This window comes from Ruegeria sp. N10 (assembly GCF_056531545.1).
Genome location: NZ_JBQFLY010000008.1, coordinates 93600 through 118526, shown reverse-complemented (window position 1 = coordinate 118526; position 24927 = coordinate 93600). Strand labels below are relative to the sequence as shown.

Here is a 24927-nt window from a genome sequence, read left to right as displayed (position 1 = left end):
GGAGATCCGAGATGTTCAAAATCACCGCTTTGCCCACCAACGATGTACGCGCCCTTCAGACAGGTGGCGCGGATGCATATGGTTCAACGCCGGAACGTGCTGTTTCGACGGGTGCAGGTAACCCGTGCCGCCACTGCCTGCGACATATCCCCGAGGGCGATGAGATGCTGATATTGGCACATCGACCTTTTTCAAAGACACATCCCTATGCAGAAACCGGCCCGATCTTTCTGTGCGCAACACCATGTGATCGGTACGAAGAAGACGCGCTGCCCGAAATTCTGACCACCTCGCCCGACTATCTGATCAAGGGCTACGGTACGGATGACAGGATCGTCTATGGCACCGGGGCGATCACGCCGACGGATCAGATCGGCACAAAAGTCAGGGATATCTTTTCCCGATCCGACGTTGCCTATATTCACGTGCGATCTGCGCGGAATAACTGCTATCAGGCGCGAATAGACCGGGCTTAAAGCTTGACGCGGTGGATGCCCCGGCGTGGCTGATCCTGATCATCCGCCGGATGATCTTCGGTACGGGACGAGGTCAGGGCAAGGAATACATCCTCAAGATCGGCCTCTTCGGTGCGGACGTCGCGGATGCGGATATTCGCGGCGCGCACCGATTCCAGAACCTGTTCGGCGCTGGTCTGGATGTTTCGGTATTGCAGGACAAGGCTGCCATCATCGCGGAGAGCTGCCTCGACGCCTTCTGACGCAGGCAGATCAGTGATCGGGCTGTCGGGCACAATCACCATGGTGCGGCTGTCCATGCGGCCCAGCAGGTTGGCGGTGCTGTCCTGCGCGACCTTTTCACCGTGGTTGATAATGGCGATCTCGCCGCACATCTCCTGCGCTTCTTCCAGGTAGTGGGTGGTCAGGATGATGGTCATGCCCTGTTCGTTCAGCTTGCGCACATTGGCCCAGAGCATCTGGCGCAGTTCGATATCCACACCCGCTGTGGGTTCATCAAGCACAAGGATTTTCGGGTGATGCACCAGTGCCTTGGCCAGCAGCAACCGCCGCCGCATACCGCCCGAAAGAGTGCGGGCATAGGCCTCGGCCTTGTCGCTGAGACCGACCAGTTCCAGAATCTGATCACTGCGCCGCTCGGACTTCGGAACGCCATAGAGGCCGGCCTGAACCTCAAGCGCGCCGCGCGGGGTGAAAAACGGGTCGAGGTTCAGCTCTTGCGGCATCACACCAATGGCCGATCGTGACTGGCGTGGATTCTGATCCTGATCGAAGCCCCAGATCGCTACGCGGCCCGCCGATTTCACCACCAGACCAGCCAGGATGTTGATCAGGGTCGATTTTCCTGCACCGTTCGGACCCAGCAGACCAAAAACCGAGCCGCGCGGGACGGTCAGGTCAATGCCATTCAGCGCATGTTTCTCGGGCTGACCCTTGCCACCGCGATAGGTTTTGCGCAGCCCTTCGATCCTGATTGCCGCGTCATACATGTGGCACTTGCCCCCGGTTTGATCATCGCTCATAAACGCACCTAATACATGCCCGCGAGGCCGACAACCGAAGAAGGATCGCCAGCCGTGACCATCGAAGCGCCGGAAACCAAGATCGTCGAAACCGCCCGTGTTGCCTGTGATGGCGGCGAAGGTGCGTTGGGTCATCCGCGCGTGTGGCTGCAGATCCCCGAAGACACGGGCTGGGTCGAGTGCCCCTATTGCGACTGCAAATATGTTCTGGCCGGGCATCAGACTGACGCCTGAGCCCGTGTTGCCCGGTGCGGGCATTGAGTATTTATGAAAAGATGAAGATTGCGACCGCGGTGCGGGTGGCTCTATCGTTGCGCCCGTGGCATTAGTGTTTTCGCAAGTGATCAGAGAGGGCGCGAAATGACCACGAATTTCGGAAAAGGGTGTCACCTGCATCTGATCGATGGATCGGCCTTTATTTTCCGGGCCTATCATGCGCTGCCGCCACTGACCCGCAAGTCGGATGGGTTGCCAATTGGGGCTGTTTCGGGCTTTTGCAACATGCTGCAGAAATATGTCGAGGGAAATACGGGGCCAGATGCGCCGACCCATGTGGCGGTGATCTTTGATAAGGGCTCCCATACCTTCCGGAACGATCTTTACGACCTCTACAAAGCCAACCGCGAGGCGATGCCCGAGGACCTGCGCCCACAGATGCCACTGACCCGTGAGGCGACGAAAGCGTTCAACATCGCCTGCAAGGAGATGGAGGGCTATGAGGCTGACGACATCATCGCGACCCTTGCTGTTCAGGCACGGGATGCCGGTGGCCGCGTGACCATCGTGAGTTCCGACAAGGACTTGATGCAGTTGGTCGGTGACGGCGTCGAAATGCTGGATGCGATGAAGAACAAACGCATTGACCGGGATGGCGTGGTCGAGAAGTTCGGGGTCGGACCGGAACGTGTGGTCGATGTTCAGGCGTTGGCTGGTGATAGCGTCGACAATGTTCCTGGCGCGCCGGGGATCGGGGTCAAGACGGCGGCCTTGCTGATCAATGAATTCGGCGACCTGGAAACCCTGCTGGACCGGGCAGATGAGATCAAGCAGCCCAAACGCCGCCAGACCCTGATCGAAATGCGAGACCAGATCGAGCTTTCGAAGAAACTGGTTCAACTGGATGAGAATACTCCGCTGGATTTCACCTTGGATGACCTTGAGGTGAGGGACCCCGATGCAGACACGCTGTTGGCGTTTCTGGCCGAGATGGAGTTCCGCACCCTCACCAAGCGTATCGCTGACAAGCTGGGGGTTGAGGCTCCGGTGATTGCCGACGCCCCTGCGCCAGCGGTGGAAGAGGTCGAGGCCGAGGTGATCCCGTTTGACAGTTCGAAATACGAATGCGTGCGTGATGCAGCGGCCCTGCAAAAGTGGATTGACCAGGCCTATGAGCGTGGTTGGGTTGCTGTAGACACAGAGACCACGGGCCTGAACGAGATGATTGCCGGTCTGGTGGGTATTTCGCTGTGTGTCGAGGCCGGAGAAGCCTGTTACATCCCGTTGACCCACCGCGATGGATCAGCGGATGATCTGTTTGGGTCGGATGCTTTGGCCGAGGGGCAGATGCCATTGGAAGAAGCCCTGAGGCTTTTGAAACCGATGCTCGAGGATCCGTCGGTCCTCAAGATCGGGCAGAACATGAAGTATGATGCCAAGATCTTCAGGCGGCATGGCATCGACTTGGCACCCCTCGACGATACGATGCTGATGTCCTACGCCATGCATGGCGGTGAGCATGGGCATGGGATGGACACTCTGTCCGAACGTTATCTGAGCCACACACCGATCCCGATCAAACCGCTGCTGGGGTCGGGGAAGTCGGCAATCACCTTCGACAAGGTCGCGATTGACGAGGCCACGGCCTATGCCGCCGAAGATGCGGACATCACCCTGCGTTTGTGGCAGCTGTTCAAACCGCAATTGCATCGGGCGCAGGTGACAACGGTCTATGAGACGCTGGAACGGCCGCTTGTGCCGGTGCTGGCCGAGATGGAGATGCATGGCATCAAGGTCGACCGAGATGTCCTGAGCCGGATGTCCAACGCATTTGCCCAGAAAATGGCCGGGTTAGAGGCTGAAATTCACGAGTTGGCCGGGGGAAGCTTTAATGTCGGATCACCCGCTCAGCTGGGCGAAATCCTGTTCGACAAGATGGGTCTGGAAGGCGGGAAGAAAGGCAAGACCGGGAAATACTCGACCGGGGCAGATATTCTGGAAGACCTCGCAACCGAACACGAGTTGCCGCGCCGTGTTCTGGACTGGCGGCAGCTGAGCAAGCTGAAATCGACCTATACCGATGCGCTACAGACCCATATCAACCCCGACACAGGCCGGGTGCATACGTCTTATTCGATCACCGGAGCGAACACGGGGCGTCTGGCCTCGACCGATCCGAACCTGCAAAACATTCCGGTGCGGACAGAAGAAGGGCGGCGTATTCGTGAGGCTTTCATCGCCGAGCCGGGAAATGTGATGGTCAGCCTCGACTACAGCCAGATCGAGTTGCGGATTCTGGCCCATATTGCTGATATTTCGGCTCTGAAACAGGCGTTTTCGGACGGGCTGGATATTCACGCCATGACTGCGTCCGAAATGTTTGATGTGCCGTTGGGTGAGATGACGCCTGATATCCGCCGTCAGGCAAAGGCAATCAACTTCGGTGTGATCTACGGCATTTCGGGTTTTGGACTGGCCCGGAACCTGCGTATTCCACGGGCCGAGGCGCAGGGCTTTATTGATCGTTATTTCGAACGTTTCCCAGGCATTCGCCGCTATATGGACGACACAGTCGAATTCGCGAAAGAGCACGGCTATGTGCAAACCCTGTTCGGGCGCAAGATCCACACGCCCGAGATCAATGCCAAGGGGCCACATGCCGGGTTCTCGCGCCGCGCGGCGATCAATGCACCAATTCAAGGTACGGCAGCGGATGTGATCCGGCGCGCGATGGTGCGAATGCCGGACGCGATCGCCGGATTGCCTGCCAGGATGCTGTTGCAGGTTCACGACGAGTTGTTGTTCGAGGTGGCCGAAGATGCGGTGGATCAGGTGATCGACGTGGCCCGTGACGTGATGGAGGGCGCCTCGGACCCTGCGGTCAAGCTGGATGTGAAGCTGGTCGTGGATGCCGGGAAGGGTGCGAACTGGGCCGAGGCGCACTAGCGGCGTTGTTCATCAGGTCTCGGCGGGCTGTCCTAGCAGCGGGTCAGCCCTGTGGCCTGACCATGCGGTTCACCATTCGTTGCACAGACGGGCCAAACAGCAGGATTACGGTGAAGGCGATGGGCCAGCAAAAAGCCCAGGACGCCATCCAGTCGCCAACTGTGCCAGGGTTAAACCCAATCGCTTTGACCGTCGCGATCCCTGTTACAATCAAGGACATGAGGCCGGACATGATCAGGCTGAAAACGGCACGGGCATAGCGGGCTGGTATCATGGCAGGCATCCTAATGGTCACAATGCCGCTGATGTGCGGTATTTGAATGAAAATTACCAGTGTCAGTCCCGCATCCAGTCAAGTGTGTCGCAGGTGCGTTGTGTTGTGGGTGTGTATTCCGCGCTGACCCAGCCGCTATAACCTACCGCGTCCATGGTCGAGAACAAGGCCTTGAAATCCGTTGGTCCGCGACCCGGTTCCGTGCGATTCGGGGCTGCGCCAACTTGGGCATGGACCACCTGCGGATGAAAGCGGTCCCAGACAGCCAGCGCGTCGCCATGGATCATATGAGCGTGAAAGCTGTCAAATTGCAGGCCGACATTCGGGCGATCCACCTGGTTGAGCACATCTGCTGCCAGATCGTAATCGTTCAAAAAATACCCGGGCTGTGAAACCGGGTTGAGCGGTTCGATGGTGAATTTTTGCTGTGGGGCGAATTCGGCGGCCCATTGCAGGTTTTGCACTAAACAATTCAATGCATCCGGCCCTGTGGCGTATCCGGACATGATGTGGATCAGGCCGGGGCGCAGCACCCCGGCATATCGCAGGACACGGCGGATATCCGACTGGAACCGCGATTGACCATCGGGGATCGCTGCGTAACCCGGCGCACCGCCGGTGTAGTTGGGCGGTGGCGCGTTGATCAGCACAAGCTCCAACCCGCTGGCAAGCAAAGCGCGACGGGTTTCCGTCGCGGCGATGTCGTAGGGAAACAAAACCTCGACTGCGGTGAACCCGGCATCTGCCGCCGCCTGAAACCGCTCCAGGTAAGGTATTTCGGTAAACAGAAGCGAAAGGTTGGCGGCAAATTTGGGCATAGGCGGTCAGCGGTTGTGGTTATCCGACCATAACCAAGGGATGATTTTTGGGGAAGGGATCGAAAACGACAGATTGTCGAAAATCGACCAGATCGCCTGCACCGAATCAGCAAGGGTCCGCTCAGCGCGGCGCGTCATTACGGGTGCCGCCTTAACAAAAGGTTCGAATCCAATGGCGATGAGCCCGGAACCCGTACGCGGGGCAACTACTGCTCTGCCCGGCGGTCAAAACTCTGCGTTGTCAGGGAATGGGTTGGCGGTTGCCTCCATGATTACCTGGGCAGCGGGTTTCCCGGCGGCCGAAGTTCTGCTGCAAACCTGGCCCCCTGTTGCATTGCTGACCGCGCGCCTGGTGCTGGCGGTTGCCGTTCTGATTCCGGTCTGGATTCTGCTGGACGGTCCAAGCAGAGTGTTACGCGCCAGATGGGGTCGGGCGATGGTTGTCGGCGGCTTTGGTTTTGGCTTTGCCATGTTTTTGCTGATCGTCGCGCAGAAAATGACGGATCCGGTGACGGTCGCGATCATTGCATCCTGTGCGCCCTTGCTTGCAACAGTACTGGAACTGATGGCAGGAACCCGACGGCTGAAGTGGACCTTTGCGTTGGGTGTTCTGGTGTCGGTTCTGGGTGGATTGATTGCAACCAGCACCGCCGCGCCCGAACAGCTGGGGCTGGGTGCGGTTCTGGCGATCCTTGCAACGGGCCTGTTTTGTTGGGGTAGCATGGCCACTGCGCGCGACTTCCCGGAGCTTAGTCAGATCGGGCGCTGCACGATTACCTTCGTCGGTGGGTTGCTCATGGCCGCGGTGCTGAGTTTTGGGGCGGCCCAGCTGGGCATGGATGTGCTGCCAACCGCGGCCATTGATGGACAGCAATGGGGGATGCTTGGGATCTATGCCTTGATATCACTGGGGCTCAGCCAGGTGTTGTTCATCTCGGCTGTGGGAAAGCTGGGCGTGGCGCTGGCTTCGTTTCACATCAATATTGCCCCGTTTTACGTGATGCTGATCATGCTGATGCTGGGGGAGGGCTGGAACTGGACCCGTGCGCTGGGCGCGGGCGTGGTCGCTTTGGCCGTCGTGCTGGCTCAGGACCGCGCACCGCGGTCAACCAAAATCGGCTGAAGGGATCAGCGGGAAGAACTGCCCGCCTGACCAGACACCAAACCAGCCCTCATAGTGGCTACCAATCTCGACAAGGCGATAGAAGCTTTTGCGATCTATGCGCGCTTCGAGGTTCGTGCGGATCAGTATGTAGGGTGACGGTTCTTCTGTTTCAGGATCGATAACAATCCGGATCGGATGCGCGGGCCCTGCAACAGCGACGTCGTCCACTTGTGTGCGAAAGGTCAGGTTCCGCGTGTGACCTTCGCCGGTTTGCTCGAAATCCACGGCGATAAAAGGCGCGTCTTCGACAGTGATTCCCACCTTTTCAACCGGCGTGACCAGATAGTATTTCCCGTCTTCTTTCTTAAGAATTGAGGAAAAAAGCTTCACAAGCTCGAACCGATTGATGGGCGAGCCTAAATAACTCCATGTACCATCTTTTGCGACACGGATGTCCAGATCGCCACAAAACGGGGGATTCCACAGGTGAACGGGCGGTAAACCCCGGGTTTTGGCGGCTTTTACCGATGCGGCCAATCCGTCGGGCGAGGGTTTCACAGGTTTTTGTCCGCTCATTGCTTTTGCCATTTCCTCTCAGCGCGATACACTTCAATCATATTCGTCCACGGAAGGGAAAGTCATGAACGAACCTGCCGACCTCGTAGCCGAGATCGAAGCGCTGGAAAACAAGCTGCAAGAGGCCAAGGCCTCGATCACCCGCCGCTTCATCGGGCAGGAAAGGGTCGTGGACCTGACTCTGGCTGCGCTTTTGTGCGGTGGTCACGCGCTTCTGATCGGTCTGCCGGGCTTGGGTAAGACACGGTTGGTCGAGACACTGTCGACCGTGATGGGCCTGCATGGCAATCGCATTCAGTTTACGCCCGACCTGATGCCCGCTGACATTCTCGGGTCCGAGGTGTTGGATACGGCCGACGATGGAAGCCGCCATTTCCGTTTCATTCCCGGCCCGATCTTCTGTCAGCTGCTGATGGCGGACGAGATCAACCGGGCAAGCCCGCGAACGCAATCCGCGCTGCTGCAAGCGATGCAGGAGCGTACGGTGACAGTAGCCGGTGAGGACCGTTCCCTTGGTGTGCCATTCCATGTTCTGGCCACGCAAAACCCGATCGAACAGGAAGGCACCTATCCCCTGCCCGAAGCGCAGCTGGACCGGTTTCTGGTGCAGATCGATGTAGAATACCCCGACCGCCAGACCGAGCGGGATATTCTGCTGGCCACGACCGGTGTTGAAGAAGACAAAGCGTACCAGATTTTCAGCAAGGAAGAACTGCTGGCAGCGCAGGTCCTGTTGCGTCGGATGCCGGTCGGGGACTCGGTTGTGGAGCTGATCCTTGATCTGGTGCGGGCCTTCCGCCCGGAAGAAGCTGGCATATCCGAACGGGTTGCCGAAACCGTCGCGTGGGGTCCTGGTCCACGCGCTGCGCAGGCGCTGATGATGACGGTTCGGGCACGTGCGATGTTGCAGGGGCGTCTGGCACCCAATGCCGAGGATGTGCTGGATATGGCGCGCCCGGTGCTTAGCCACCGGATGGCTCTCAACTTTGCGGCACGGGCACGCGGTGACAGTCTGGCTGACCTGATCGACTCGACCGCTGTCGGGTTGATCCGGACCGAGGCGGCGGCGTGAATGCCGCGCTGACCCTTCGCGAAAGATCCGAGGCCGAGGCATCGCGGCTGCCGCCCCTTTTGGCGCGGGCCGAACATCTGGCTGGCACCGTTCTGCTGGGAGACCATGGTCGGCGGCGCTCTGGCATGGGGGATGATTTTTGGCAATACCGCCCTGCGCAGATCGGGGACAGCCGCCGGATGATCGACCACCGTCGTTCGGCGCGTGGAGATCAGCAATATGTGCGGGAACGCGAATGGCAGATCGCGCAATCGGTAATGCTTTGGGTCGATCAGGGGGCGTCGATGCGGTTTGCGTCCGACAAATCGTTGCCGACCAAGGCGGATCGCGCCCGGCTATTGGGGCTGGCAACGTCCATCTTGCTGGTCCGCGGCGGTGAACGTGTGGGCCTGACAGGGACGACCTTGCCACCCCGGCGTGGCAATGCACAGATCATCCGGCTGGCGCAAGCCTGGTCCGAGGATGATCAATCGGATTACGCGCCACCCGAACATCGCGCCATGATCCCGCATGCCCGTGCCGTGTTCATTTCGGATTTTCTTGGTCCAATGGATGAAGTTGAACTGGCCCTGACCAAAGCTGCCGACCGTGGTGTTCGCGGCGTGATCCTTCAGGTGCTGGATCCGGGAGAAGAGACATTTCCCTATCGTGGACGTACGATTTTCGAAAGCGTCGGTGGGTCCGTCCGACACGAAACGCTCAAGGCCGCAGAGCTGCGGGATCGCTATCTGAAACGCCTCGCCCACCGTAAGGATGCGCTGACGCAGCTTTGCCGGGCGACTGGCTGGCAATTGGGCCTGCATCACACGGGCGATAGCGCACAAGCGGCTCTGTTGTGGATATACCGTGCGCTGGACGGGGGAACGCGATGACGGTTCTGGCAGGCATCGGCTTTACCGCTCCATGGGTGCTGCTGGGTCTTCTGACCCTGCCGATCCTGTGGCTGATCCTGCGCGCGGTGCCGCCCGCGCCGATCCGCCGGATGTTCCCGGCGGTGACGCTGCTGCTGGGCCTGAAGGATGACGAAAGCGTTTCGGACCGCACGCCGTGGTGGCTGTTGCTGCTGCGGATGCTGGCAGCTGCAGCGGTGATCATAGGTCTGGCCGGTCCGGTTCTGAACCCGTCGCGGGATGAGATCGGGTCCGGGCCGCTGCTGATGGTGCTGGACGCCAGTTGGGCAGGCGCGACCCGATGGTCGGCCACGCTGGATCAGATCGATGCGCAACTGACCGAGGCCGGTCGCGCAGGGCGCACGGTGGCTATCCTGCGCCTGACCGAACCGGAAACACCCGTTTTTCAGGGGGCCGAGGCTTGGCGGGGACATTTGCCGGGATTGATGCCCAACCCATGGCAGCCGACCGAACCTCAGATCGCACAGGCCATTGCGGCTATAAATTCGATTGATGGGGGGTTTGACACCCATTGGTTCAGTGACCGGCTGGATTATGTGGATCATGCGGCGCTGGTCTCCAGCTTGCAGGCTCGTGGCGATGTCGTGGTGTATCAGGCGGCGTCCCGGCCCATGGCGATCCTGCCAGCGGCTTATCAGGATGGGCTGATCAAAGTGACAGTGCAGCGCGCAGGCCCCGGCCCCGAGGAACGTGTGACAGTATTGGCACAAGGGCGCGACCCGGCGGGAACCGCCCGAGTGCTGCATTCTGTGGAACTGACCCTTGAAGCCGGGGATTCATCGGCGCAGGTCGATCTGGCGCTGCCATCCGAACTCCGCGCCCGGATCACGCGGTTCGAAATCCAGGGCCAAAGGTCCGCCGGGACCGTGACCTTGACCGATGACAGCCTGCGTCGCCGTGAGGTCGCGCTGATTGCCGGGAGTTTGAACCGCGAAGGTCTGGAGCTGCTGTCACCCCTGCATTATCTGACTCAGGTCCTGAGCCCCACGGCGGATTTCGTCGATGGCGGTCTGACTGAGGTTCTGCCCGCCAATCCGGATGTCATTGTTCTGTCAGATGTGGCCCAGATGTCGGAACCTGAAAAGGCGGACCTGATTGAATGGGTCGAACAGGGCGGTTTGCTGCTGCGCTTTGCCGGCCCGCGTATGGCGGCCAGCGATCTTGGGCGTGACACCGAAGACACCCTGCTGCCTGCGCGGCTGCGCAGCGGTGGGCGATCTGTCGGCGGCGCGATGAGCTGGGGTGAGGCCAAGACCCTGGCACCATTCCCCGAAACCTCGCCTTTCTATGGATTGGACATCCCTGATGACGTGGTCGTTTCCACTCAGGTCATGGCGCAACCAGACCCTAACTTGGCGGATCGTGTGATTGCCTCGCTGTCTGACGGCACGCCTTTGGTGACACGTAAGGCGCTGGGATTGGGGCAGGTGGTGTTGTTCCATGTGACCGCCGATGCAGAATGGTCCAGCCTGCCACTGTCGGGCCTGTTCGTTGAAATGCTGGATCGGCTGGCCGTGGCCTCGGCCGCAAAGTCACGGCAAGAGGCTCAGTTACTGGGAACAACATGGGAGCCGGTACAGATCATGGACGGGTTTGGCACATTGTCAGATGCCGGAACCCTGGCCGGTGTCGACGGGGTTGAGCTGATATCGCGCCAGATCGGGCCGGAACTGCGCCCGGGTCTTTATGAAAGTGGCAAGCAGAAGCTGGCGTTGAACGTCGTCTCAGAAGAAACTCAGCTGCGTCCTGTTGTCTGGCCCGCAAATGTGCCGATCAAAGGGCAGGAGGTCAGCACGGAAATGCCGCTCGGCGGTCTGTTGCTCAGCCTTGCGCTGATTTTGCTGACGATCGATGTTATTGCATCGCTTGCTTTGTCGGGCAGGTTGGGTCTGGCCCGGACGACGGCCTTGGCGCTGGCCGGTTTCCTTCTGGTACCCGAAGGTCACGCACAAACGCCTGAGGACACCGAGTTTGCATTGGCTGCGACCCACGAACTGGTATTGGCGCATGTCCTGACTGGCGATGCGCAAGTAGATGATATTGCGCAAGCCGGGTTGCGGGGGCTTGGTCAAACCCTCCTCTATCGGACATCGGTTGAACCAGCAGACCCCATCGGTGTTGATCTGGAACGGGATGAACTCGCGTACTTTCCGTTGCTTTATTGGCCGATCTCAGCGAACCAGTCGCAACCTTCGGCCGAAGCCTATGTCAAGCTGAACGCCTATCTGCGGTCCGGAGGGATGATCCTGTTTGACACGCGTGACGCGGATATCGCGGGTTTCGGTGCCTCCAGCCCAAATGGCCGCAAACTGCAACAACTGGCCACACCGCTGAATATACCCGCATTAGAGCCGATTCCGCGTGATCATGTTCTGACACGCACGTTCTACCTTTTACGGGATTTTCCTGGCCGATATTCAGGCACCGAGGTTTGGGTCGAAGCCGCGCCGCTGGATGCAGAACAGATCGACGGGATGCCCTTCCGCAATCTGAACGACAATGTGACGCCGGTGGTCATTGGCGGCAATGACTGGGCCGGTGCCTGGGCGGTGGATCGCAACGGGCAGGCCCTGTTGCCCGTCGGGCGCGGTTATGCCGGGGAAAGGCAACGCGAGTTGGCCAATCGTTTTGGTGTCAATCTGGTGATGCATGTGCTGACGGGGAACTACAAATCCGATCAGGTTCACGTGCCCGCCCTTCTGGACAGGTTGGGACAATGACAGGAACCGTCATCTTTGATCCGCTGATCCCGTGGGCGATACTGCTTGTCGTGGGTATGATTGCCGTGGCCGGGGTCGTGCTGGCCTTGTGGCGCGGATTGTCGGGATGGGCTTTGCGTGGGTTGACGGTGCTGGTGATCATCGCTGCGCTGTCCGGCCCGGTCTACCAGATTGAGGATCGTGCACCGCTGACAGATATCGTTCTGATGTTCGAGGATGAAAGCGCCAGCCAGACGCTTTCAGACCGGGTGGTACAAACGGCAATGGCCGCAGAAGATCTGGCCGCCGAGATCGAAGCACGCGACAATACAGAACTGCGACGCATCCGGGTCGGCGATGGTGAAGGCGATGAGGGCACGCAGATCATGGCAGCCCTGAACGAAGCCCTGGCGGAAGAGCCGCGCGCGCGCATCGCCGGTATCCTCGTGGTGTCCGACGGGATTGTGCATGATGTCGATCAGGCCCCGGATCTGCCCGCACCGATGCACCTGCTGCAAACCGGGCGAGAAAGCGACTGGGATCGCAGGCTTATTGTCCGAAACGCCCCTGCTTTCGCCATCATTGGTGAATCGGTGACGTTGACCCTGCGCGTGGAAGACAGCGGAGCAGCCCCTGCAGGTGCAACATCTGCGCCGTTGGAAATTTCGGTGGATGGGGGCGAGCCCGAGCAGTTCAGCATTCCAATCGGTCGCGATGTCGAACTGCCCGTCACTTTGCCCCATGGTGGGCGCAACGTGATCCAGTTTTCTGTCCCTCAGGCTGAAGGCGAGTTGACTGATCGCAACAACACGGCCCTGATCCAGATGAACGGCGTAAGGGACCGCCTGCGTGTGCTGTTGGTCTCGGGCGAGCCGCATCCGGGTGGTCGCACGTGGCGTAACTTGTTGAAATCTGACAGTTCTGTTGATCTGGTGCATTTCACTATCCTGCGCCCGCCTGAAAAGCAGGACGGTGTGCCGGTGGACGAGCTGTCGCTGATCGCCTTTCCGACTCGTGAGTTGTTTCTGGAAAAGATCAACGATTTCGACCTGATCATCTTTGACCGCTACAAGAGGCGCGGGATTCTGCCTGCGATCTATCTGGACAATGTCACAAGCTACATCAACGAAGGCGGCGCGGTCCTGGTTGCCGCCGGTCCCGATTTCGCCGGTGCCGACAGCATCTTCCGCTCTCCCTTGGCGCCAGTTCTGCCGGCCCAGCCAACCGCGCGGGTGATCGAGGAACGATATGTGCCGATGGTCAGTGATCTGGGGCATCGTCACCCGGTCACGACCAATCTTGGAGAGTCCGAGGATTGGGGGGCGTGGTTGCGTCAGATCGACGTGAAACACCGCTCGGGCGACGTGCTGATGACCGGGGTCGAGGATCGTCCGCTGCTTGTCCTGAACCGTGTTGGCGAAGGGCGCGTTGCGATGCTTGCGTCCGACCACGCCTGGCTTTGGAGTCGCGGTTTCGAAGGAGGTGGCCCGCAGCTGGAGCTGTTGCGCAGGCTGGCCCATTGGATGATGAAAGAACCGGAACTGGAAGAAGAAGTGTTGTGGGCCGAGGCCAACGGTCAGTCCATGCGCATCATTCGTCAGACGCTTGGGACAGAGGTCGGCCCGGTGACAGTCACCTTGCCGAATGGCGAGACGTTGGAGATTACTTTGAAAGAGGTTTCTCCGGGTCGGTTTGAAGCGCAGTATTACGGCCCTGAGATCGGCCTTTATCGTTTGCAGGAAGGTGACCACATGGCTGTGATCGGCCTTGGCCCTGCTGCACCGAAAGAGTTCGAGCGTACCATCGCGACAGGTGATGTCCTCGAACCGGTGCTGGCCGGGTTGCGGGGCGGTGTGATCCGGCTGGAAGATGGGATGCCATCGATCCGCAACGTGCGCGCCGGACGCCCCGCCGCCGGTCGGGGCTGGATCGGGCTGACCCCACGCAACGCGTATGAAACGCGGGATGTCACGCAGGCCGGGTTGCTGCCACCCTGGCTTGTCTTGCTGCTGGCTGGGGGGTTCCTGCTAGGTGGTTGGCTGCGGGAAGGGCGGCGTTAACGCTGGCCCGTTGCTGTTTTTTAACGGGAACCGGGCGCGCTCTGGTCGATCCGGAACGAGGCCCGGTCGGATTGGCCCTGTGCATCCACCACAACAAGTGAGGTAAACCCGGGTCCGGGATTGGGAATTTCGAATTCTCGTTGCCGTTGCCCGGTCAATACAGGCACGCCGTTAGTCAGAACGGAAAACGGCCCGACACCACCGCGTAGTTTCACTGTCAGAGGGCTACCGAAAGTCTCTAACAGAGCGTTTTCCGGTGGAAACAACAGATCAGGTGCGGTTTGGTCCGTTTCGAAAGCCGCCGCGCGGGGCCGGAAACGTTGCAACGGTTGCGGCAATTGCGCCGCGCCAACCAACAGTGTTGATGGCGGCGGTGGGCGCAAGGGCGTGAGTTCAGGCTTTAGCAGGCCAAAAGCCTCGGTCAGAAGCGGCGCGGCAACGTCCCCTCCGAATGCGCCGGGAACAGGTGTGCCATCCGCGCGTCCCAACCAGACCCCGATGACATGCTGCCCGTCAAAACCAAGGGCCCAGGCATCGCGGTGCCCATAAGAGGTTCCCGTTTTAAAGGCCAGCGCCCCTGAAGTGCTGCCCGTGGGTGCTGTGATACCGGACAAGATATCCGCAATCTGCCATGCCGAGGTTTCGGACAAAACACGAGAGGTGAGCCGTGCATCAGCCAGAGCGTCATGGCGCAGGATCGGGCCTTGCCCACCAGCGGCCAGCGTCACGTAGATCTGTACAAGATCATGCAGGCTCAGCCCGACACCACCCAAGGATATTGCCAATCCGGGTGTACCACTGCTCAGGCGCGGTTCTGATCCTGCTGTCCGCAGTGCCGCCATCACGCGCGCAGAGCCCAGCTCGTGTGTCAGGCGCACGACAGGGATATTCAGCGACAATTGCAGCGCGTCCCGAACCCTTACATCGCCCCGGAAAACGCCATCGAAGTTTCGCGGGGCGTAGCGCCCGAACATCACCGGGCTGTCGCTGATCAGGGTTTCCGGATGGGCCAGCCCCTGATCGAATGCCAGCCCGTAAACCAGAGGTTTCAGCGTCGATCCGGGCGACCGCACGGCTTGCGTCATATCCACGAAACCTTGTCGCGCATCCCGATACCCGGCAGACCCGACCGAGGCCAAAATCTTGCCGTCGCGATGATCTGCTACGATCAGGGCTCCGGACACGCGCGGCCCTATGCGCGCCGCGGCCCGAGCGACCAAAGTTTCCAACCGGGCTTGCACCCCTGCATCCAGGGTCAGATCAAATACACCGTTTGCAAAGGTTTGGCTTTTCACACGGTCGGTCAGATGGGGTGCAAGACGCGGGAACGGGACCGTTCGATCAGGAATGGTCTCCGTCAGGGCTGCGTGCATCTCAGCCTTGGTCAATACGCCGTGGCGCTCCAGCCTGCGCAAAATCCGATCTCGGGCAATTTGGGCTGCCTCGGGTCTGCGATCCGGGCGTCGCGCTTCCGGCGATTGCGGCAAAGCGACCAGCAGGGCCGCCTGTGCGGCCGTCAACCGGGTTGCTTCTTTGCCGAACCAGGCACGGGCACCGGCACGGATACCTTCCAGATTGCCGCCATAGGGAGCATGGGTCAGGTAGAGGTTCAGGATCTGTGTCTTGCTCAGCTGCCGCTCTAACGCCAATGCGACCCTAATCTGGCGAAATTTGCCACTCCAGCGTCCGGTCGATCCATCTTCAATCAGCCGCGCGACCTGCATGGTCAGGGTTGAACCGCCTGAAACCGCGCGCCCATTCCAAAGGCTTTGCCCGGCTGCGCGCAGCAATGCGACAGGGTCCACGCCCGCGTGGGTCCAGAAACGCTTGTCTTCGTACCGGAGCAGCATGGCGGTGAAATTGGGATCGACCGCACCGGGTTGCAGCCTCCAGATGCCATCTGCAACCGGAAACACGCGCAGGAGGTCACCGTTACGATCCCGTATCTCGACCGAAGTTTCAGTCAGAACAGGCGGCAGCACTGTGGCGTCGACCCAGCGGTCAACGCCATCCCGCGCCAATGCCGCCAGATAGAGAGCGCCGGCCAACGCAAATAACAGGCGCGGCACCCTAGGCATGAGCGCCGCCCAAACAAGGATATGAACGATGGCCGGTCACTGCACCTCGACCCGTCCCGTCGCCGTTCGTGCGCGGTTCTGGGGGCGATACATATCTTCGACCGAGGCCGCCGGATGGTGGAACACGCCCGGTGTGACGGCACGGGCGACGTAAGCCAGCGTCACGGTCTGGCGCCCCGACAGGTCAACCGCAGCCAGGAACCTGTCCGATCGGAACTCGGTATGCGTGGCATCAGACAGATTCAACCAGTCCAGCGACCGTACATCGCCCGATCGCAGCAGGTTCGGGTTGTCAATCTCGATCCCAGCGGCAAGAGGATCGTCTACCATCAGACGCGCCCCACCGCTTTCAAACGGCGTGACCGTCAGAACCGTGACGAACCGGTCCCCCACGGCAAATCGGCCCGCGTCAATCAGATCGCCGTCCATCGAATAATACTGCCGTTCGATTGCATAGCCGGTGCCACCGGCCCCAGGCGGATCTTCGGGAATTCCGGTCACCGTCAGGGTGATATCGGTTGCCTGACCGTCGGTCGCAGTGATGTTGACCTCTTCCGCCTGCCCGGATTGCAGAACCTGAACAAAGGGGCCGGATACTGACACGCCATTGACCGTCAAACCGGAGCCGGACGGATCAGACACCAGCGCGTGCGCCGCCAGCAGGGACCATGTGGCCTCTTGCGTGGACAGGGGAGTGCGGCCCGTGCTTACCCGTTGGATCAATGCGTTGCGGTCAATCGCCTCGCTGCCTGCATCTATGGCCAGGGTCAGCAGGCCCGCCGCATCCCGCAGGCGGGTGCCGTAATCCGCGCGCCAGTGGTTTTCCTGATCGTTCGGCACCTGTTGCAGCATCCGCGCCGCACGGACGAACATCGCGTCTGCGCGGGTCTGGTCCCCGTACGAGGCCAGCGCAGCGCCCAGTTGCGCTGCAGCCAACGGCGTGTCGAAAGCATCCCCTTTGACATCCGCATAATAGCGCAGATCGCCCATCGCCGCCGCGCCTTCCCGCGCCAGAACCATCAGGGCATAAGCGATATCCTGACCACCTTCGTCAAAATCCGGCGCATAATTGACCCGATTGCGCAGGTTATCCATGGCCTGCGCAAAAGCCCGATCCGGCACCGGGTGTCCCTGCACGCGGGCGCGTGACAGGAAATCGGTCACATAGGCGTCCAGCCAGAAATCACCGCTGCCTGCACGCCACAGGCCAAAGGCACCGTTTGCAGCCTGACGAGTCAGGATGCTTCGGATTGATTCCGTGATGCGTTGATTCACCTCCGGGCCATTGCCCAGCCCCGATGCCTGCGCGACGGATGACAGGTAAAGCAGCGGCAGTGCCTTGCTGGTGATCTGCTCGGTGCAGCCATAAGGGTAACGGTTCAACTGATCCAGCAGACCGGGCGTGTCAAATTTGGCCAACGCTCCGGCTGACAGAATGGCCTTGGCTGAGCCGGGTTGAAACCCATCAAAAACATCCTGCGAAAACAGAAAGCTGTTACCCGCACCCAGCGCAAAGCGCCGTGTCCGGGCAATCACTGGATCATTGGCCCGCACCGGCATCCGCAGGGTTTGCGACAGATCGCGCCCGTCTGGTGTGGTGATGGAAACGTTGATCTCTGGATCGCCGATGACATGGGCCGTTACGGGGATGTCGAACACCGCTTTGCCACCATCCTCCAGCAAAAAGCGTGCCGGTACCGGGCCCAGTTCCAACCCACCGGTGGTGGTCAGGCCAAGCGCCATGTCTCCGGATGCACCATCCGCATGGACAATCTCAAGCCGCATCCGGCTTTGATCGCCGGGGGCCAGAAACCGCGGCAGACTGGCCGTAACCACCACCGGGTCGCGAACGATCATGTCAGCCTCGGCCTGCCCGACGGCTTTTTGTGACCACGCGACGGCCATCAGGCGGACCGTACCATTGAAGGCGGGCAGGGGGATGTCGACCTCAACCTCGCCACCCACACCGACCTGAACCGGGCCGCTGAACACTGCCATCAGATCTTGCGTCGGTGGCGGGGACTGGCGGCGCATCCCGTTGTCATTGTCGCCGCCAGAGCGAACTGTACCCATCGTTCCGTTCATGCCGTCGATCAACCGCCCGTAAACATCACGCAGGTCCACACCCAGCCGGCGTTGCCCGAAATAGTACTCTTGCGGGTTTGGGCTTTCGAACTCCGTCAGGTTAAGGATGCCCACATCCACAGCGGCAAGGGTTAGCCAGACTGGATCATCGCTTGTAACATTTTCGACCCTAACAAGGGCCTTCTGTGTATAACGGGGTGAGTTAACCTCGGGCACCTCAATGGCAACCGACAGCGTGCGATCCGCAGGATCAATGGCGGCATAGGCGACGCCCATAGCGCGTGCCGGGTTCTGACCGGCGGCAACATCCATTGGTCGGATCACTGTGGCCGTGACATAGGCACCTGCACCCCAATCTTCTGTCACCTCTATCGGGATAACTGTCTCGCCTTCCGGCACGGCAACCATTTGGCGATGGATCAGGCGGTTCGACAGCACCTCGACCTGGGTGATACCTGCCATGCGCGAAACGATGCGCAGTTGTGCGGTTTCCCCGGCCCGATAGCTGTCGCGATCCAGCGACATCTCAAGCCGGTCAGGCGTGGTCGAAGCATCTGCGGCCTGATACCAACCTGCGTGGAAATCGACAGCGGTTTCCGTAAAGGTGCCATCAATACGTTGGACCACCAGTTCATAACGGCCCCAGTCCACGGGCTGGGACAACGTCAAAGGATCAGTGGCGGCGTCAATCTCTCCGGTGGCAACTCGAGTGCGTCGGGTTGTCGGTTCCCAATTCCAGTTTCCGTAAAGCTGATACCATTGATACCGCGTTTCGATCTTGTTCAGCGTCCAGCGCAGGCGCATCGGGCTGGGGGTCAGGTCGGGTGCAAGGCCGATGATCTGAAACGTGGCCTCGGTACCTTCGGGGATTACGTCCTCGAACATGGGTTTGACACCGATCACAGGTTGCGACGGCAGGACAGGAACGCTCAGGCGACGTTCAACAGGGCGGCCCGAGCCATCGGCCAGTCGCGCAATAACCTCGGCTTCAATTGGCTGCCCTTCCGTCTCTAATGCAGGGATTTCAACAGCTATGGATGCTTTGCCGTTTGCGTCTGTGCGCGTGTCACCGAAATAGGTGCTTTTGATCGATGTCTCGGCGTCATAGCGGCCAAAGCGATACCCCTCGTAGCCTGCCACTGTGTCCGCCGGGCGTCCGATAACCTGACCGTCGATGCTCAGGTCGGACCCCGGCGCACCAAACAGATAGCGCGCGTCGATCGAAAGCGGTGGGCTGTCGCCGGGACGCAGGGGCGCGTCCGGCAGGTTCAGCTCAAAATCTATACGTTCCGGCAGGAAGTCTTCTACCAGCACTGTTTGTCGCGCCAGCGCATCGCCTTTGGGATCTGATCTGATCTCGATCCGCCAAGCGCCGCGTGGTGCATCTGCCGCAACAGGCAGACGAAAGATATGCCCCCCGGCGACGCCGCCATCCGAGACGGTTCGGCGGTATTCCACGCCGTCAGGGCGATACAGAATTGCGGTTAGGGGCAGACCCTCGATAGCCTGCGCCTCACCATCGCGCGACAGGGCGGTGAGGTGGATCACCTCTCCGGCCCGGTAAGCGCCGCGATCCGTGGCTAGAAAAACATCGACCGGCCCCGCGGGGGCACGCCCTTCAACACCGCGATCTGACAGGTCAAAAGCAGGATCGGTCAGGGATAGAAAGCTGAAATCGCTGTCCCCGGTCGAAGCCATCACCAGTGCGGGCGCGCTGGCCCCCTTGCCGCGCGTCAGACCGGGGTCGAACCGGACATAACCTGATTCATCCGTCCGCGCTTGGGCGATGACCGCATTTGCGCTTGTGACCAGTGAAACCTCGACACCTTCACGGGGAGCCGCGTCGCTCAGCCCGCGCACCGTGACGTGCAGCCCGTCAGTGCCAAGCACGCTGCTGATCCCAAGATCGGACAGAACAAACCATTGCGTCGCGCCCGGGTCGTCATAGGGATCGGCCCCCGGAACACGGGCGGTCAGCGCATAGATGCCAGCGGGCTGATCCGCGATCGCTTCTGCCATGGGCAGGCGCGCAGTCATGGTCTGATTCAGTTCGTTGGCCACTTCGGCGGTGCCGGCCCAGATATCCTGGGCAATTTCATCGGAAAATTCTGCTTCCTGCCATTCACTGAGCGGGCGGCCGAAGAAATCCTGCTGAACCGCGCGCAACAGGTTCCGGTCGCTGACCCTCCGCAGGATCAAATCCAGCTCGGTGACGTTGACTGTTTCAACAGGCAAAGCGGCGTCAGCGGATTTCGGCAAAACGTAGCTGCGCCCGGGAAACCGGACCGAAGGCGCCCGGTCGCGCACGTAATGGGCAAGCTCAACATTGCGGTTCAGCGCCTCGCCCGAGGCGGAGGGCAAGCGTTCGCGTAGCGTCAGGCGATAACGCTGACCATGGGCGACACCGTCAACGCAAAGCTGCCTGCCCTCAGCCTGTACCACCAACCCGTCATCATTGCGCTGGACAAACGGGTCATAGTCGACTCCTGCCTTGACCAGCGGTTCCGAAAACTCAACACAAATCCGCGGCGCGGCGGCGTCGCTTTCAACAGAACTGTCGACCACGCGAAACCCGTATTTCCCGATGGCATCATTCAGCGCGGCCAGTACATCCTCGCGCGGTTGGATTTCCTGGGCCAGCCGCAGCACGGGGATCATATCGCGCCCGCGCTCGACCTCTTCCAAGGCGCGGGCCAATGTCATCAGGGCGGCAATCTGTGTGCCGGGAGCGTCCGCGCGCAAATAGCCATTGGTTGCGGCATTCAGCGCACGGTTGCGCAGATCGCGCCCTTCACTCCGGTCCGTAGGGTTTATCGCCAATAACAAGCGCGCGTATTCCACCCATAGATCGGGCGCGTCACTGAGCGATACGGCCACACCAGTCCAATTCATCGCCAGTCGCGGGCTGCCTGCGTTGCGTGCCGCGTCCAGAACAGCCTGCAGGTCGTTACCTTGCGCCATATGAACAAAGCCCAGATCGCGCGCCTGATCAACGGCTTGCTTCAGGTCGGCGGCACCAAGTGCGCTTAACGCGTTTGCACGCGCATCAGCCAATGCTTGGGTCTGATCTGGGGTAGTTACTTTCTGCGCAGATACTGCCCCCTGATAGGCCTCTTGCCGGTTTACACCGCTTTTTGGAAAACAGGCATTGGATCGGGTGTTGTAGGTGAACGCAGTGCAAAGCGTATTGGCGGAACAGGCCTGAATGCAGGACTTCAGATCGGTATCGAAAAGGGCATCCAGATCCGAGCCGTAAAAATCTGCGTCCCGCGTCGTGACATAGCGGAAATCAGGCACTGCATCCTGCGCCTGGGTGGCGCTGGGCAAGACTAAAAGTGAAATGATGTAAGTTATTGAAATAAAAACAAAGCGGCGCATGGTGCCCTCCTCTTTGGGCACAGCGTTGCATGGCGTGCGCCTGTTGTGCAACGGCTTAAACAGTTTTTCATCCTCTGCCGGGATGCTGTGCGCAGAGCGTTCTGGAATCAATCAAATGACTCTTGCACATAAATTGGCACAGGAACGGCGCGCGCGTTTGGCAGCTGAACGGATGCTGGCTCTGAAACAGGCCGAGCTTTCGGCAGCCAATCGCAAACTGGGTCAACATGCCATGGCATTGACCAAACGAATTGGCGAAACGCAGGCTGAGGTTGAAACCGTTCGGGATGAAAACGAAAAGGTCAAATCCGACCTCTGCGTGGCCAACGCCAAGATCGAGGTTGCCGAACGCCGCTTGTGGCACTCGATTCAGACAATTCAGGACGGGTTTGCCTATTTTGACGGTGACAACCGGCTGATCGGCGCAAACACCGCGTATCTGAGCGTTTTTGAAGGTCTGGACGAAGTCGCGCCGGGAATATCATACCCGCGTATTCTGCATTTGCTGACGTCAGAAGGTATTGTCGATATCGGGGATGAATCCGCGGAAGACTGGCAGGACAGAATGCTGGCCCGCTGGAGCCGTGCCAACCCGCCTCCAATCGTTATGCAGCTTTGGAACGGTCACTATATCCGTCTGATCGACCAGCGCGGCAGCGGCGGTGATATGGTGAGCCTTGCTCTCAACATCACAGCGTCAGTCCGGCATGAAATCGAGCTTAAGGCGGCGCGCGAGCGAGCCGAAGCGGCAAACCGGGCCAAGTCGGCCTTTCTGGCTAACATGAGCCATGAAATCCGCACCCCGATGAACGGCATCGTAGGCATGTCGGAGTTGCTGGACGAGACACCGTTGGACGAAGAGCAGCGGCTATACGTCAACACGATCCGCAATTCGGGCGAGGCGTTGCTGGTCATCATCAACGACGTGCTGGATTATTCCAAGATTGAGGCGGACAAGCTGGCTCTGCACCCGGAGCAGTTCGATCTTGAACGCTGCATTCTTGAGGTTGCGATGCTGCTACAGCCCAGTGCGCGCGATAAAGGCCTGACATTGCTGGTTGATTACGACTTGTTCTTGCCAACCCTTTTTGTGGGCGATCCTGGTCGGATACGGCAGGTTCTGACCAATCTGGTCGGCAACGCCGTCAAGTTCACCTCCGAAGGCTATGTGCTGGTCCGGGTGACAGGGGTGCCCAATCCGGATGCGCAGATCTGTGATATCCATGTTGCGATCGAAGATACCGGTATTGGCATCGACGCAGAAAAAACCGGCCATATTTTTGGCGAGTTCAATCAAGTCGAAGACGAGCGTAACCGCCAATTTGAAGGCACCGGGCTTGGTCTTGCCATCACCAAGCGGCTGATCACCTTGATGGGCGGCACGGTCTGGGTCGAAAGTGAGCCGGACCAGGGATCCTGTTTCGGTTTTCGCGTGACACTGCCCACGGTAGAAGGCCCGCAACCCGAACCTCCGAACTTGGCGGATGGTTTGAAACATGTCCTGCTGGTCGAAGATCTTGCCGTGAACCGGGCCATTCTTGCCAAACAGCTTGGGCGACTGGGGGCTGAGGTGACGGTTTGCACGTCGGGGACTGAGGCACTGTCACAGATGAATGATCAGATTGATCTGTTTCTTTGTGACCACGACCTGCCGGATATGGATGGGCTGGACCTTGCGATCTCGCTCAGGGACCGCGGGTGGGGTGACATTCCGGTGGTCGTGATGTCTGCAAGCCCCGGTTTGATTCACGCGCATCCTGCCCGTGACCTGATCGACGGTGTCTTGCAGAAACCCATCCCTCGGTCCGAGTTGTATGGCAGGCTGATGGCGCTTGACAGCCCATCGTTGGAAAGGTGCCCTTTGGACGTGGGCAAAACAGTCTCTAAAAAGCGAGATTCTGAATCTGCGCACCCCCGACACATGAGGGTTCTTGCCGCAGAGGACAACCGCACCAACCAATTGATCCTGAAGAAGATGGTCAAGGATCTGAATATCGATCTTCGCTTTGCCTCGAATGGGATTGAAGCGGTTGAGATCTATCAGGAGTTCGAGCCAGATCTGATCTTCATGGATATTTCCATGCCAAAGATGGACGGCAAACAGGCAACAGCGGAAATTCGCAGGCTCGAGGTTGCAACTGGTCGCCACGTTCCCATCGTTGCCCTGACGGCCCATGCCATGGCCGGGGATGATCAGGGAATTCTGTCAGCTGGCTTGGATCATTACCTGACCAAACCGTTACACAAGAACCGCATTCACCAGATGATCCTGCAACACCAACCCGATTGCGTCTGCGCGGTCGCAGACACCATACCCGGCGTCAAAGCCCGGCGTGAGCGGGACGAAATCCCGGACCCGACCTCGCCTGGCTGACTCTTCAGGCGACTACCACCGGGTTGCAAGTTCAAGTGATCTGGGTTTCAGGCCGCATAAGGTCTGACGAAAACGGGCTTATCCGCTTCCGACAGATCAGGGCGGTATTCATAGCCGCCACTGTCGAAATCCAGCAGCGCCTTAGGATCGGTCAGGCGGTGTTGGATGACATACCGCGCCATGGCACCGCGTGCCTTTTTGGCAAAAAAGCTCACAATCTTTGGGGTGCCGCCCCTATCTTCCATGAAGACCGGTGTGATGACGCGCAGGTTCAGGGCATTCAAATCCACCGCACCAAAATACTCCTGACTGGCACAATTCACCAGAATGTCGCTGTTAATTTCGGCTCCTTGCGCGTTCAGTGCCTTGCTGAGCTGATCGCGCCAGTATTCGTAAAGGTTCTTCCCTCTTCGGGTTTTAAGCTTGCTGCCCATCTCAAGCCGGTAGGGCTGTATCGCGTCGAGTGGCCGCAACACACCATAAAGGCCGGAAAGGATGCGCAAGTGGTCTTGCGCCCATGACAGCTCGTCCTCGTCCAGCGAAGCAGCTTCAAGCCCTTGATATGTGTCGCCAGCAAAAGCAAGCGCAGCCGGGCGTGTGACCTTGGCGTCGGGTGCATCCGAAAAAGCGCGATACCGGTCGCGGTTCAGGCGTGCCAGATCGTCGCTCAGGTCCATCAGTTTCTTCAGATCACCCAGCGTCAGGTTGCGAGCGGTTTTGGACAGCCGGATCGCATCCTCCTGAAAATCGGGCTGCGTTACCCCGACATTCCGCTCTGCCCAGTCTAGCCGTTTGGCCGGGGAAATCACGATCAGCATATCCGCCCTCTTTCTTGCC

General features: G+C 59.7%; 16 protein-coding genes. 9 read left to right on the top strand and 7 right to left on the bottom strand.

Annotated elements, in window-relative coordinates:
• Nucleotides 1–11 precede the first annotated feature (11 nt).
• A complete protein-coding gene (locus ACR0JI_RS12705; protein ID WP_480474475.1) occupies nt 12–476 on the top strand; it encodes a DUF1203 domain-containing protein in 465 nt (154 codons plus the stop codon).
• On the opposite strand, the gene ACR0JI_RS12700 is transcribed toward ACR0JI_RS12705, so the two are convergent.
• Nucleotides 473–1465, bottom strand: coding sequence for an ABC transporter ATP-binding protein (locus ACR0JI_RS12700; protein ID WP_480495021.1), 993 nt, complete (start codon nt 1463–1465; stop codon nt 473–475). The two genes, ACR0JI_RS12705 and ACR0JI_RS12700, sit on opposite strands and share 4 nt — an antisense overlap.
• Before the next feature lie 87 nt (nt 1466–1552).
• Here ACR0JI_RS12700 and ACR0JI_RS12695 point away from each other — a divergent pair, with 87 nt between their 5' ends.
• Nucleotides 1553–1732, top strand: a complete 180-nt coding sequence (locus ACR0JI_RS12695; RefSeq protein WP_480476870.1) for a zinc-finger domain-containing protein — start codon at nt 1553–1555, stop codon at nt 1730–1732.
• A gap of 126 nt (nt 1733–1858) precedes the next feature.
• The gene (gene polA, locus ACR0JI_RS12690; protein ID WP_480474476.1) at nt 1859–4660 is read left to right on the top strand and encodes a DNA polymerase I; all 2802 of its coding nucleotides are present in this window, start codon (nt 1859–1861) and stop codon (nt 4658–4660) included.
• A gap of 43 nt (nt 4661–4703) precedes the next feature.
• Here the strand turns inward: polA and ACR0JI_RS12685 are convergent, their stop codons facing one another.
• Together ACR0JI_RS12685 and ACR0JI_RS12680 are read right to left on the bottom strand one after the other, a co-directional pair.
• Nucleotides 4704–4934, bottom strand: a complete 231-nt coding sequence (locus tag ACR0JI_RS12685; protein ID WP_480474477.1) for a DUF2798 domain-containing protein — start codon at nt 4932–4934, stop codon at nt 4704–4706.
• A gap of 62 nt (nt 4935–4996) precedes the next feature.
• Complete coding sequence (locus tag ACR0JI_RS12680) at nt 4997–5752, bottom strand: hydroxypyruvate isomerase family protein (protein ID WP_480474478.1); 756 nt, start codon at nt 5750–5752, stop codon at nt 4997–4999.
• Nucleotides 5753–6020: 268 nt separating this feature from the next.
• Between ACR0JI_RS12680 and ACR0JI_RS12675 the strand changes: the two genes are divergently transcribed.
• Complete coding sequence (locus ACR0JI_RS12675; protein ID WP_480474480.1) at nt 6021–6875, top strand: DMT family transporter; 855 nt, start codon at nt 6021–6023, stop codon at nt 6873–6875.
• On the opposite strand, the gene ACR0JI_RS12670 is transcribed toward ACR0JI_RS12675, so the two are convergent.
• Nucleotides 6858–7433 carry a DUF1285 domain-containing protein gene (locus ACR0JI_RS12670; protein ID WP_480474482.1) on the bottom strand — a complete coding sequence of 192 codons (576 nt, stop codon included), beginning with the start codon at nt 7431–7433 and terminating at the stop codon, nt 6858–6860. The genes ACR0JI_RS12675 and ACR0JI_RS12670 overlap by 18 nt on opposite strands.
• Nucleotides 7434–7497: 64 nt before the next feature.
• Between ACR0JI_RS12670 and ACR0JI_RS12665 the strand changes: the two genes are divergently transcribed.
• From ACR0JI_RS12665 to ACR0JI_RS12650, 4 genes are read left to right on the top strand one after another with little or no spacing between them, the layout of a single operon-like run.
• Entirely contained in the window at nt 7498–8505 is a 1008-nt protein-coding gene (locus ACR0JI_RS12665) for an AAA family ATPase (RefSeq protein WP_480474483.1), read from the top strand.
• Complete coding sequence (locus tag ACR0JI_RS12660) at nt 8502–9377, top strand: DUF58 domain-containing protein (protein ID WP_480474484.1); 876 nt, start codon at nt 8502–8504, stop codon at nt 9375–9377. The genes ACR0JI_RS12665 and ACR0JI_RS12660 overlap by 4 nt, the downstream gene beginning before the upstream one ends.
• Nucleotides 9374–12136 (top strand): DUF4159 domain-containing protein, encoded by a 2763-nt coding sequence (locus ACR0JI_RS12655; protein WP_480474485.1) that lies wholly within the window; start codon nt 9374–9376, stop codon nt 12134–12136. The genes ACR0JI_RS12660 and ACR0JI_RS12655 overlap by 4 nt, the downstream gene beginning before the upstream one ends.
• Nucleotides 12133–14175, top strand: a complete 2043-nt coding sequence (locus tag ACR0JI_RS12650) for a hypothetical protein (RefSeq protein ID WP_480494989.1) — start codon at nt 12133–12135, stop codon at nt 14173–14175. Before ACR0JI_RS12655 ends, ACR0JI_RS12650 begins: the two co-directional genes overlap by 4 nt.
• A gap of 20 nt (nt 14176–14195) precedes the next feature.
• Here ACR0JI_RS12650 and pbpC read toward each other — a convergent pair whose 3' ends face one another.
• Together pbpC and ACR0JI_RS12640 are read right to left on the bottom strand one after the other, a co-directional pair.
• A complete protein-coding gene (gene pbpC, locus ACR0JI_RS12645) occupies nt 14196–16253 on the bottom strand; it encodes a penicillin-binding protein 1C (RefSeq protein WP_480494987.1) in 2058 nt (685 codons plus the stop codon).
• A gap of 36 nt (nt 16254–16289) precedes the next feature.
• A complete protein-coding gene (locus ACR0JI_RS12640; protein ID WP_480494985.1) occupies nt 16290–21716 on the bottom strand; it encodes an alpha-2-macroglobulin family protein in 5427 nt (1808 codons plus the stop codon).
• 115 nt (nt 21717–21831) lie between these two features.
• Here ACR0JI_RS12640 and ACR0JI_RS12635 point away from each other — a divergent pair, with 115 nt between their 5' ends.
• A complete protein-coding gene (locus ACR0JI_RS12635; RefSeq protein WP_480494983.1) occupies nt 21832–24090 on the top strand; it encodes a response regulator in 2259 nt (752 codons plus the stop codon).
• A gap of 47 nt (nt 24091–24137) precedes the next feature.
• On the opposite strand, the gene yaaA is transcribed toward ACR0JI_RS12635, so the two are convergent.
• Complete coding sequence (yaaA, locus tag ACR0JI_RS12630; protein WP_480494981.1) at nt 24138–24908, bottom strand: peroxide stress protein YaaA; 771 nt, start codon at nt 24906–24908, stop codon at nt 24138–24140.
• Between the last annotated feature and the right edge of the window lie 19 nt (nt 24909–24927).

What these genes read in the sequence shown, in the direction of transcription:
- ACR0JI_RS12705 (WP_480474475.1), top strand. Translation starts at nt 12, where the DNA reads ATGTTCAAAATCACCGCTTTGCCCACCAACGATGTACGCGCCCTTCAG.
- ACR0JI_RS12700 (WP_480495021.1), bottom strand. Translation starts at nt 1,465, where the DNA reads ATGTATGACGCGGCAATCAGGATCGAAGGGCTGCGCAAAACCTATCGC.
- polA (WP_480474476.1), top strand. Translation starts at nt 1,859, where the DNA reads ATGACCACGAATTTCGGAAAAGGGTGTCACCTGCATCTGATCGATGGA.
- ACR0JI_RS12685 (WP_480474477.1), bottom strand. Translation starts at nt 4,934, where the DNA reads ATGATACCAGCCCGCTATGCCCGTGCCGTTTTCAGCCTGATCATGTCC.
- ACR0JI_RS12680 (WP_480474478.1), bottom strand. Translation starts at nt 5,752, where the DNA reads ATGCCCAAATTTGCCGCCAACCTTTCGCTTCTGTTTACCGAAATACCT.
- ACR0JI_RS12675 (WP_480474480.1), top strand. Translation starts at nt 6,021, where the DNA reads ATGATTACCTGGGCAGCGGGTTTCCCGGCGGCCGAAGTTCTGCTGCAA.
- ACR0JI_RS12670 (WP_480474482.1), bottom strand. Translation starts at nt 7,433, where the DNA reads ATGAGCGGACAAAAACCTGTGAAACCCTCGCCCGACGGATTGGCCGCA.
- ACR0JI_RS12665 (WP_480474483.1), top strand. Translation starts at nt 7,498, where the DNA reads ATGAACGAACCTGCCGACCTCGTAGCCGAGATCGAAGCGCTGGAAAAC.
- ACR0JI_RS12655 (WP_480474485.1), top strand. Translation starts at nt 9,374, where the DNA reads ATGACGGTTCTGGCAGGCATCGGCTTTACCGCTCCATGGGTGCTGCTG.
- ACR0JI_RS12650 (WP_480494989.1), top strand. Translation starts at nt 12,133, where the DNA reads ATGACAGGAACCGTCATCTTTGATCCGCTGATCCCGTGGGCGATACTG.
- pbpC (WP_480494987.1), bottom strand. Translation starts at nt 16,253, where the DNA reads ATGCCTAGGGTGCCGCGCCTGTTATTTGCGTTGGCCGGCGCTCTCTAT.
- ACR0JI_RS12640 (WP_480494985.1), bottom strand. Translation starts at nt 21,716, where the DNA reads ATGCGCCGCTTTGTTTTTATTTCAATAACTTACATCATTTCACTTTTA.
- ACR0JI_RS12635 (WP_480494983.1), top strand. Translation starts at nt 21,832, where the DNA reads ATGACTCTTGCACATAAATTGGCACAGGAACGGCGCGCGCGTTTGGCA.
- yaaA (WP_480494981.1), bottom strand. Translation starts at nt 24,908, where the DNA reads ATGCTGATCGTGATTTCCCCGGCCAAACGGCTAGACTGGGCAGAGCGG.